We start from the raw sequence: 11557 nt of genomic DNA, 5'->3' as shown, positions 1-11557 counted from the left end.
AAATATGAAATAAAAAATCTTTCTTACTAATGTTTAAAAAGTAAATTAAATTATCTATATTTACCAAAATTTTTATACTAAACTAAGTTAAGATTATGAGAAAAAACGACAAAAAATTTACTTGTGTGACTCTGGTGGTCGCTCTCGTATTGGGGCTTATGTCCTGCGAGAATCCACTTGAACTAGAGTTTGCAGATGTATTAATCATTAATCAGCCGCCAGCGGTTACTGCTATTCAGGGCAAGATTCTTAAGGAGATAAGCAAGCCTAAGCAGTTTGATTTATCTACAAATGTAAGGGATCAGGAAAACGATGCCCTAACCTATACGGTGGTTTCAAGAGATACTAATATTGTGGAAGCAAGTATGAATGGTTCCATATTGGTGCTGCAGTCTGTTGCAATAGGTACAACGGTTTTAGATATTACTATTATAGACTCAAGCGGAAATGAGGCTAAAACTACGGTCGATGTAACGGTTGAACCGGGTGAGGATTTAGACTTCCTGGTAGACTATAATTTTGATTTAACCGATGGTCCCTTGCCAGAAAAGCTGGCCGAAATTGCAGGTGCGACCGATATTTGGACTGGGGAACCAGCCACGACATTTATAGACTCTGGTAACCTGTTGATCGGTCCTGCTGTGGCCGCAGGAGATGATACCTGGGCCGGATTCGAGATATTCTTTACGCCTGTAGACGCTTCTGAAGAGCCGAGATTTGAGTTCAGCTATGCCGGTATAGCCGATCCAACTGCTATTACTTTCTTTTTTGTAGCTGGAGAAGAGTTCTTTATTCCTCTGTCCGAGCTTGGCCTGGATTTGGTCTTGAACGATCCTAATTTTAATAATATCAGGGTAGATAATTTTCAGGAGTTGCTAGAGAATGCCGGTTATGACGCCGATTTTTCTTCTGTTGCCGGTATTGGATTTAATACCAATAAATCAGGGGATACATTTAGGCTTGATAACATAAAGCTAGGGGTGCAACAATAATTAATATACAAGAATACGATAACATGAAATATATAAAAGATATAAAGAAGGTGCTAATGCTTTTAGTGCTTTTTATTGGAGTGCAATCTATTGCCGGGGCACAAACTACCGTAACAGGTAAGGTTGTGGATGGCAGTGGACAGCCTTTGCCAGGAGCGGCCGTAATTGAAAAATCTACAACGAATGGAACGTCTACAGATTTTGATGGGGCCTTTTCATTGGAAGTTAGTAATGCCAACGCCACCTTAGTGGTTAGCTATATTGGTTTTGTTACTAAGGAAGTAAATGTTGCTGGTAAGACTACAGTAAATGTTACCTTAGAAGAGGATAGCAACCAACTTGATGAAGTTGTTGTAGTTGGGTATGGTAGACAAAAGAAAAGCTCCTTAACGGGTGCGGTTTCCATTATTGATGTTGGAGAAACAGAAAAGAGCCAGTATACCAATATAACCGATCGTCTTCAGGGACGGGCTGCCGGGGTAAATGTTACCGCCAATGGTGAGCCGGGATCTGTAGGTGATATTAGAATTCGTGGCTCAGCCTTTTTTAATAACAATACACCGCTTTACGTTGTAGACGGCGTTATACTCAGTGGTGTGCCTACCATAGGACCTAATGATGTAGAGAATATCCAGATATTAAAAGATGCTTCTTCTGCGGCCATTTACGGTGCCGGTGGAGCAAATGGGGTTATTCTTATTACTACCAAAAAAGGTAAAAAGGGAAGACTGCGCGTTAATGCCAATTTAACAACAGGTTTTCAACAAATTGCAGAAGGCCTGGACGTGATGGATGCCGCCGGTTGGTCGCGTATCGTTAGAGCGGCTTTTGACTCGCCAAATGCCAGTGGTTTACAGCCAGCTGATGCCTTTAATTTGCCAGGTGTAGATACAGATTGGCAAAAGGCTGTCTTTAGAACCGCTTCATTGCAAGATGCCAATATTAACGTATCTGGTGGTGGCGATCGTCATACCATTTTATTTGGTGTGAATTACACCTATCAGGACGGTACGGTGCCAGGACCAAAATTTGATAGAACGGGTATCCGTTTAAATAGTTCATTTGATATTATTAAGGACCGTCTTACGGTTAGCGAAAACTTATCCATTAACAGAACTAGGGCTAGTGGATCCGTAGATGAAGATAATCCGGCAACAGCAGGTGTGGGTGTTGGTGCCGCCATCGATATGTTGCCTGTTATTCCTGTGTACGACCCAACCAGGTTAAGTGGTTATGGACATGGCGATTTTAACAATTTAAGTTTTACGGCCAATCCAATTGGTTACGCCGATTTGTATAAGAATACGGATGAAGGCACTAACATCTTCGGGAATCTTAATGTTGATTTTAATATAATTGACGGACTTGATTATCATTTTGGTGTGGGTATAGAAAAGACCCATGGTTATACAAAAGCGTATAACCCTAGAAATCAAATTAGAAGAACTACCATTGTTGGTTCCGCTTTAGCGGTAGGGCATTCAGAATCTATGAATACTTACCTAGAGCATAGATTGACATATGAAAAAACATTTGGAAAACATGCATTTTCCTTAATGGGTGCTTATAATGAGTTAGAGGAGACAGCCTTTTCATCGGGTGTTTCTTTTGATCAAACCTTAGATGCTTTTAGGGCAGGTTTATTTGAGCTGGCGTCGGCGTCGCCTATCACTACCGGGGTGCCAACCGTGGGAAGTGATCGCAGTACTATCGTTACGCAGTCCTTGATATCAAGATTTACCTATGATTATGATAATCGGTATTTGTTAAAGGCCTCGGTGCGTAGGGATAGTTATTCTATATTTTTAGATAATAGATCCGATATATTTCCATCATTGGATTTAGGGTGGAACCTACATAACGAATCCTTTTTTAATGTCAAGAACATTTCCCAATTAAAACTAAGAGCTGCTTACGGTGAGGTAGGAAACAATGATGCCGATAGTAACGCCTATATTGGTGTAACAGGCATAAACCAAGGATTAGGTGGTCCTAACTATAACTTAGGCCCGAATGGCATTTCAGCCTCAGGCGCTACACGAGCTAGTGCTTTAGGGAACCCCAGTTTAACATGGGCCAGGGTTAAGCAATATAACTTTGGTGTTGACCTGGAAATGTTTGATGGTAGGTTAGCCTTTGAAGGTAACTATTACTTTGGTGAGGTCGAAGATTTATTGGCAGACATTACCATTCCGGCATCAGCGGGTGTAGGATTTGAAAATACCATTAAATTAAATGCGGTTACCAATGAGCAGAACGGATGGGAAGCAGCGCTTACCTATAGAAAATTAAAAGGTGATTTTACTTATACGCTTAGTGCCAATGCTTTTGCTACAAGAACCTCGGTTAAGAGTGTACCAGCTGGTTTTACCGGAATTGTTGGAAACTCTCTTACAACGGTAGGTTCGCCAAGAGCAAGATTATTCCTTTGGGAGTATCAAGGTTTGTATACCCAAGCGGAAATCGATGCCTTGCCTCCAGGGTTCCTTGTAGATGAATTTGAGCCCATGGTTGGCGATGCCAAGTATAGAGATGTTAATGGTGACAATATCATTGACCAAAATGATCGCGTTGCTTACGGAAATACATTGCCCGATGTAAACTTCGGATTGAATTTCAGTGCTAATTATAAGAATTGGGATTTCACGGTATTCCTTTCAGGGCTTTTTGGTCGTGATGTATTCAATGGCACCCTTCAAGGCTTACATGGCGATATTGCCAGTAATTATCCCGCAGATTATAACCCGTATATTGATGGTGTTGGAACCTATCCAAGACCACAGACAGATGGGAATCACGGTAATTACAGAGCTAGTACCCTTTATGTAGAAGACGGCAGTTTTGTTAAGCTGAGAAATTTACAGATCGGTTATATCGTACCTTGGAAGAGCGTGGATAACCTTAGAGTGTTCGTGTCTGGACAAAATTTATTCACATGGACCAATTTCAACGGTGTAGAGCCAGAATTTGAAGGCGGTTTCTTTACGGCAGGTGAAGCCAGTTTAGGATATCCTGTTGTACGTTCAATTTCTGCAGGTTTAAATATTTCATTATAAAAACATGATTATGAAAAATAAAATAAAATCTATTTACATTTTAGCGTTAACCACGGTATTCTTTGGGTGTTTTGAATTGGACCAAATTGATCCTATTAACGTTTCAGAAGCTACGTTTTGGCAAACGGTAGATGATCTTAATAAGGGGGTTATTGCAACCTATGATGCCCTACAATCAAGAGATATGTACGGCCAAAATTTACATATCCTATATTCCGGACTTTCTGATGAAGGTACCAATGAACACCCCTTTGAGTTTAATGCCTTGGTGCGTTTCACCTTATCGGATACCAATGCCTTCGGTGGACCCCACTGGGCCAGTAATTATACCTTAATTAGTAGGGCCTATCAGGTTTTACAAAATGAGCCTAACTTCAATAAGCCGGAAGTTGCCGGTCAGGCCGAGTTTATGATTGCACTTGGCTATTTCAACTTAGTGAACTTTTTTGGAGAAAACGTAGCATATGTTGATAAAGTGCAGGTGCCGGCAGATCGACCTTTTTCTGCTGAAAATGGACAGATCTATACCCTTATGGAGAGCATGTTAATATCGGCAATTGATAAATTGCCATTGAGCTGGCCGGTAAACGAATATGGTAAAGTTACCAAGGGAGCCGCTCAGGCCCTGTTGGCCAAGCACTATTTTCAGTTAGGACGCTATGCAGATGCCGAAATTTTACTTAAGGCCATTATTGATTCAGGCCAATACAGTTTATTGCCAAATTTTGCCGATAACTTTAGAGAGACCGGTGAGGTGAACCCAGAGGCTATCTTTGTGGTAAACTTTATTGAAAACGGTCCAACAAATGAAACAGATAACAACAGACGTCACCAAATCTTCAGTGTATCTGAACAAGGCGGTGCATTTGGAGATATACAATGTACCAATATGATATTTAATGCTTTTGTTAGGGAAGAAACTGCTTCCGGAAGCAAGGATTCCAGAATGGACCAAACCATTATCTATCCTGGTTCAGAGCTTACTTATTACGGGTTAACTGGAGATGTATGGGCCGAAGCTGCCCCGAATCCAGAATTATTAACCGGTTTCTATAAATATTCGGAACAGGAACATGTAGAAAATAATGGTAATGGTACCGCGCTCGAAGAAGATGGCGGAACAGACTATATTGTTCTGCGATATGCCGACATCTTGCTTATGTATGCCGAAGCATTAAATGCCGGCGGTAATACGGCACAGGCCGTAACCTATGTAGATCAGGTAAGGGCAAGATCCGGAAGACCGGCATTACTAACTGCTTATCCTGGAGCTGCCGGAAGTCAGACAGCCTTTAGAGATCAGTTGGAGCAAGAACGTATCCTGGAACTTTCAGGAGAAAACTGGAGATATTTTGACCTAAGGCGTTGGGGGAAATACAATAATGCGCAGCAAGTTGAAGATGCTAATTTTGCGACATTTACTGATGGCCAAGATGAGGTTGCCGGAATTCCGCAATTAGAACTTGATACGAATGCCAATTTAAAGCCCAACCAAGCTAATTAATGCAAACTGTCTTTATTAAAGATTGCGTGTTGATAGTCTTTAACAAAGAAGAAATTTAGTTGTTTTAATAGTTTTGCTAGCACCATGTCAGAGTTTTGATTATCATTTGGCATGGTGCTTTTTAATACCTTGACGTATAAAAAATTAGAATACATTTATTGCAATGAAGAGAAAGCCTTTTATATATCTGATAGCTGCTATTTGTTTGTGCTCCTGTGAGTCGAAAATAAACCAGACAAATACAAAAGAAATTTTTGAAGCTTTTCCGAAGCATGGGTTTTTAAGTAAGGCTCCGGCTTCTAAATGGGAAGAATCTGCTATTAGCGGTAATGGTACCATAGGCATGTTAATTCCAGGTGATGTCCATAAAGATAGAATCGTATTAAGTCATGAGAAACTATTCATGCCAGAATATGAGCCCTTAAAGGCTCCAAATTTAGGAAGTAGATTGGATGATATAAGAACGCTTATTTTTCAAGGTAAGGAGAAAGAGGCTTCAATGGTGGCTGTAGAGGAAGGAAAGAAAATAGGTATTGTAGATGATTTTGTATGGACCAACCCGCATATTCCAGCATGCCAGTTGGAATTTCAGGCCATAAAGCCTATTAAAAATGAAAAATATGCGCGAACTGTAAATTATGAAACGGGAGAAGTAGCTGTGAATTATGGCACGGAAAGCGAAGTCATTACAAGAAAAGCATTTGTATCAAGAAAAGACAATGTTGCTGTTTTTCATATTAAGAGCCCAACGGGTAGCAAACTTAATTACACCTTTCTTTTAAATCAATTACCACAGTTGGAAGCCGAAGATGACGAAGAAGTATTTGACCCTACGGCATTCACCAGTTTAAATATATCGGCTGAAGATCATTATTTGTCGTACCAGACCACTTTTAAAAAGGAATGGGAAGGGTCTTTAAAATCATACAGCGTGCTTTCTAAGATTATAAATAAAAATGGTTCTGTCAAGTTAAAGGGAAATTCCATAGAAGTAACAAATGCCGATGAAATTTTGGTGCTTTCAGCTATAAAATTAAGTTACGATAAAGCAGAAGGCAACCAAAAAGAAGCTTTAAAAAATAAACTCGATGCCCTGGAGCCTTCCTACGATAAGCTTTTGTCACCACATGCAAAGATTCATGGCGAAATGTTCAACAGATTTAGTCTTGAGCTGGGAGAGAATAAGAGTATATACCTTACATCTAATGAATTGCTGGCTTCCTCCAGTTTTGAAAGTACCAATCCAGATTTAATAGTACAAGCCCTTAAAGCAGGTAGATATAATGTTATTAGCAGCACCGGGGCTACGCCTCCAGCATTGCAAGGTATATGGGGTGGTACATGGAGACCTGCTTGGTCAGGTGATTTTACTTTAAATGGTAATGTCCCTTCGGTAATAGCATTAGGATTAAATACCAACTATCAAGAGTTGACAGATGCCTATTTAAATATGTTGGATAGCATGATGGACGATTTTAAGTATAATGCCAGGGCCATGTATGGGCTGGATGGTATCTATGTGCCTTCAAGAGCTAGCGAGTTTGGAAGTGTATTCCATTATGCCGAATATTTTCCGCACTTATATTGGTATGCTGGAACAGCCTGGGCAGCCCATTTTCATTATGACAAATGGTTATACACCATGGATGAGCAATACCTTAAAGACAAGGCACTACCATTTATGCTAAAGGCTTACGACTTTTTAAGTCAGATTTTATATAAAACGGGAGAAGGAGATTATATGTTTATTCCTTCTTACTCACCGGAAATAGGACCTTTGGATAAACATCCTGTGGCCATTAACGCCACTATGGATGTGGCGGCCATGAAACAGTTACTCAGAAATTTAATAACGTTGGCAAAACAAGGCTATATACCAAAAGAGAGCATTGAAGAATATGAAGGTATATTAGAAGCATTACCAGAATACGCCATAGATAACAATGGAGAGTTAAAAGAGTGGATATGGGATGGCTATGAAAACAATAATGACCATAGGCACGCCTCACATCTATATCCGTTGTATGACGGCATGGATCCAGAATTTAAAGATGATAAAGCACTACAAGAGGCTGCCAGAAAAGCTATAGAAGCAAGAATGGTTTACAGACGTGATAATAATGGCGGCGTCATGGCCTTTGGGCTGGTACAGCTGGGAATGGCCTCGGCCCATCTTAAAGATACCGCATTGGCAAAAGAATGTGTTAATTGGCTGGTAAACTCCTATTGGACACCTGGTTTTGTGTCTTATCACGATCCCGAGAGTATTTTCAATATGGATATAAGTGGTGGTCTGCCAGCAGTGGTGTCCTATATGTTATTGCAATCAACATTAGATGAAATAGAGTTATTGCCCGCATTGCCAAAAGACTGGCCTAATGGTAAAGTAAAAGGCTTACCCGCCAGGGGTGGTTTTGTTGTAGATATGGAATGGAAGGAAGGCAAACCTTTTAAAGTCTCCATAACTTCAAAAGCAGGGCGCTCTACCAAGATAAAATTCGGAGATCAAGTAATTCCTTTCCAAGGTGAAATAGGGGAATCACATCAAATTAACTTTTAGGATATAATGATAAATAAATTAGGAATTACATGCCTGGTGCGGTGTGCATTATCGGCAGTTATAATTACCGTTGTTTTAGGTTGTGATAAAACGGAACAGAACAAAATATCAATTAGCTCACCTGATAACAATATCATATTGGAATTTGACAACTCAAACTTCAATATGGCTTACTCTATTATTCATAAAAATGACACTTTAATATCTAATGCCAATTTAGGGTTTGAATTTAAAAACATCCCGTCTTTAAAGTCTAATCTGGAAATAAAAGATTTTCAAGTTACCGAAGCCAACGAAACATGGGAACAACCATGGGGACAAAATCGTTTGGTAAGAGATCATCATAAACGTCTGCTAGTTCATTTGGAAGAAAAAGAATCTTTAAGAAAGCTTTCATTAGAATTCAAAGTATTTAACGACGGGGTTGGTTTTAGATATTTAGTGCCTGAACAAGAAAAGATAGATTCTGTTAATATTATGAATGAACTTACAGAATTTGCCTTTACTAAAGAGCATGAAGCATGGCATATACCTGCATTTTTCCATGGGAAATATGAACAGTATTACAAAAAATCAAAGCTAGGAGCCATTGAAACAGCCGAAACACCAATTACCATAAAGACCCTGAATGGGAAGTTCATTAGTTTACATGAAGCGGCCTTGGTTGATTATTCGAGTATGGCTTTAAAGACAACCCAAGCTGGAACATTGAAAAGTGAATTATATGCTTGGCAAGATGGGGTAAAAGTAAAGCTTAAAACACCGTTTAAAACACCGTGGAGAACCATTCAAATAGGAGATAAACCAGGTGATTTAATTGAGTCAAACCTGATTATCAATCTAAATGAACCAAATAAATTAGGAGATGTTTCTTGGGTAAATCCGATGAAATACATCGGCATTTGGTGGGGTATACATATTGGTAATTGGACCTGGAATCCTGGGCCAAATGTTGGCGCTACTACAGAAAACACAAAAAAATATATAGACTTTGCCGCCAAGTACGGTTTTGACGAAGTTTTGGTAGAAGGCTGGAATGAAGGTTTCGAAGAAGACTGGCATAGCGATTGGGGGCCAAATCAAAATTTCACAAAACCTCATGATAGATACGATTTAAGAGGTTTGCAAGACTACGCGATGTCTAAGGATGTAACCATACAGGCATATAACGAGACCTGTGCAAATACCACAAATTTTTTAAATCAAATTGATGATGCTTTTAAACTCTATGAAGACTTAGGCTACAAGAGCGTGAAGGTGGGGCATGTAAACCGCATTTTAGACACCAAGGAGTTTCATCACAGTCAATACGGGGTAAGTTATTTTAATAAAGTTGTCGAAAAAGGAGCGCAGTATCATCTTGCTATTAATTTCCATGAAGCCATAAAACCTACGGGTTTAAGAAGGACCTATCCAAATCTAGTTGCTAGGGAATCTGCTAGGGGTCAGGAGTTTAATGCTTGGGGTGAAAACGGCGGTAATCCGCCAGAACATCTAACCATTCTGCCCTTTACTAGATTATTGGGAGGGCCTATGGATTTTACCCCTGGAATTTTTCAAATTGATATTCCGCAACAGGAGCATAACCAGGTTAATACAACACTTTGCAAACAACTGGCTTTATATGTGGTCATTTATAGTCCCATACAAATGGCAGCAGATTTAATTGAAAATTATGAAAAGCGCTTAGATGCTTTTCAATTTATAAGAGATGTCCCTGTTAATTGGGAAACAACCAAAATATTAGATGCACAAATAGGAGATTATATTGTAACGGCCAGAAAGGATATAAACTCTGAGGATTGGTTTCTAGGAGCTATTACAGATGCGCATTCCAGAACATTAGAAATAACACTAGATTTCTTGGAGGCTGGAACTTATGAAGCACAAATTTATAGAGATAGTGATGCGGCCGATTATGCTCAAAATCCCATGGCTTATATCATAGAATCTCAGGATGTCAGTAATACCGATGTTTTAAAAATAAAGCTTGCCAGAAGTGGTGGTTTGGCCATTCGATTTAAGAAAAAATAACTATGCATATAAGGTATACAGGACAACTAAAACAAATTTTTAGAGTTGCTTGGCTCTTGCTATGCTTAGCACCATTATATGCAGGTTCCCAAAACTTTAAAAAGACCTTGAGTCCTATAGTCTTGGAAGATGGTGATACCTTCGTCTTTATAGGAAATAGTATCACCCATCAATGTGCCTACACCCAATATGTTGAGGATTATTTTTATACACGATACCCCAATAAACGGATCAATTTAATAAATGCCGGGGTATCTGGTGATTTTGCCGAACATGTCCTTACAAGATTAGATGAGGACATCTTAAAGCACCAGCCTAAATATGTGAGTATTTTAATTGGGATGAATGATGGCGAATATGTAAAATGGCAGGATTCTATTTTTAGTACCTACAAGAACAGCATGACCAGTCTGACCAATAAGCTTGATAAAGCTAAGGTCAAGACCATACTTTTAACACCAACAATATATGATACCCAGCAAGGTTTGATTGGTGAAAATTGGGTTGAAAAGGAGGAAGTTAAAGATTTACATTATGATGCGGTACTATCATTTTTTGGGGCTTGGTGTGCCGAAATAGCGGGATTAAAAGGATATGGTTACGCCGATTTGCATGGCGATTTAACACATTATACCCGTATGGCCAGGAAAAAGGATCCCAATTTCACTTTTGTGTCAGACGCCGTGCATCCTGAAAATAATGGACAGCTTATCATGGCGCTTTCCTTCCTCAAGGGTATTGAAGCGAATACCACGGTTTCTAAGATTCTAATCGATCATAAAGATGGCACTTGGACCTATACCGCAGAAAATGGTATGATCAGTAGTCAGAGTCCAACAAATATTGCTTTTGATTTTAAAGCGAACGCCTTGCCATGGGTGGTGCTCAATGATGCCCAAATGGCCTTTGAGCTTGCCGAGGCAGGTTCTAAAATGGGCCAGGAACTTTTGCAGGTGGTTGGATTGGAACCGGGCGACTATGAGTTGATGATTGATGGCTCCCTTGTAGGTACCTATTCCCATTTAGATTTTGCAGCGGGTGTCGCATTACAAAACAATGAAAAAACACCGCAATACCAACAGGCGCTTAAGGTGGCCCAGATCAATAAAGAACGGAACGAGCAAATAGTAGAAAGAATACGGGACGAATGGTTGTTGCGTAAAGGTTTGGAATTGGGAGACGAAGATGAGGAAGAAGAAGAGGAAGAGGAAGATTTAGTAAATGACCCGGATTACCAGCGCTATTTAAGGGTGCGGAACATGGGCCTAGAAAACTACTTAAAGAAGGAGTTCTACTCGGTTGTGGGTGCCCTGGAATCCAAATCAAAGACTATGGTTGATGCCATCTACATAGCCAACCAGCCCAAGCGGCATCATTATGAAATTAAACGGAAATTATAACGTAAAAGAAG

The 11557-nt window shown here is 39.8% G+C and carries 6 protein-coding genes; all 6 read left to right on the top strand.

Annotated features, from left to right (window positions below; translation table 11 throughout):
• Positions 1-95: 95 nt before the first annotated feature.
• On the top strand, positions 96-992 hold the full coding sequence (locus Q0983_RS06975; protein ID WP_299550621.1) for a hypothetical protein: 897 nt from the start codon (positions 96-98) through the stop codon (positions 990-992).
• Positions 993-1015: 23 nt separating this feature from the next.
• Positions 1016-4048 carry a TonB-dependent receptor gene (locus Q0983_RS06970; RefSeq protein WP_299550619.1) on the top strand — a complete coding sequence of 1011 codons (3033 nt, stop codon included), beginning with the start codon at positions 1016-1018 and terminating at the stop codon, positions 4046-4048.
• A 10-nt stretch (positions 4049-4058) separates the two neighbouring features.
• Positions 4059-5552, top strand: coding sequence for a RagB/SusD family nutrient uptake outer membrane protein (locus Q0983_RS06965; RefSeq protein ID WP_299550616.1), 1494 nt, complete (start codon positions 4059-4061; stop codon positions 5550-5552).
• 163 nt (positions 5553-5715) lie between these two features.
• The gene (locus Q0983_RS06960) at positions 5716-8112 is read left to right on the top strand and encodes a glycoside hydrolase N-terminal domain-containing protein (RefSeq protein WP_299550614.1); all 2397 of its coding nucleotides are present in this window, start codon (positions 5716-5718) and stop codon (positions 8110-8112) included.
• A 6-nt stretch (positions 8113-8118) separates the two neighbouring features.
• Positions 8119-10146, top strand: a complete 2028-nt coding sequence (locus Q0983_RS06955; RefSeq protein ID WP_299550612.1) for a glycoside hydrolase family 97 protein — start codon at positions 8119-8121, stop codon at positions 10144-10146.
• Between the two features lie 2 nt (positions 10147-10148).
• Positions 10149-11546, top strand: coding sequence for an SGNH/GDSL hydrolase family protein (locus Q0983_RS06950; protein WP_299550610.1), 1398 nt, complete (start codon positions 10149-10151; stop codon positions 11544-11546).
• Positions 11547-11557: the final 11 nt, after the last annotated feature.

It is taken from the genome of Seonamhaeicola sp. (assembly GCF_028281565.1).
In the GTDB taxonomy this organism is placed as follows: domain Bacteria; phylum Bacteroidota; class Bacteroidia; order Flavobacteriales; family Flavobacteriaceae; genus Seonamhaeicola.
Note: the sequence above shows the minus strand (reverse complement) of the source record. Positions and strands in the feature narration are given on the sequence as shown.

Coding starts and splice junctions, on each gene's coding strand:
- Q0983_RS06975 (WP_299550621.1), top strand. CDS start 96: ATGAGAAAAAACGACAAAAAATTTACTTGTGTGACTCTGGTGGTCGCT.
- Q0983_RS06970 (WP_299550619.1), top strand. CDS start 1,016: ATGAAATATATAAAAGATATAAAGAAGGTGCTAATGCTTTTAGTGCTT.
- Q0983_RS06965 (WP_299550616.1), top strand. CDS start 4,059: ATGAAAAATAAAATAAAATCTATTTACATTTTAGCGTTAACCACGGTA.
- Q0983_RS06960 (WP_299550614.1), top strand. CDS start 5,716: ATGAAGAGAAAGCCTTTTATATATCTGATAGCTGCTATTTGTTTGTGC.
- Q0983_RS06955 (WP_299550612.1), top strand. CDS start 8,119: ATGATAAATAAATTAGGAATTACATGCCTGGTGCGGTGTGCATTATCG.
- Q0983_RS06950 (WP_299550610.1), top strand. CDS start 10,149: ATGCATATAAGGTATACAGGACAACTAAAACAAATTTTTAGAGTTGCT.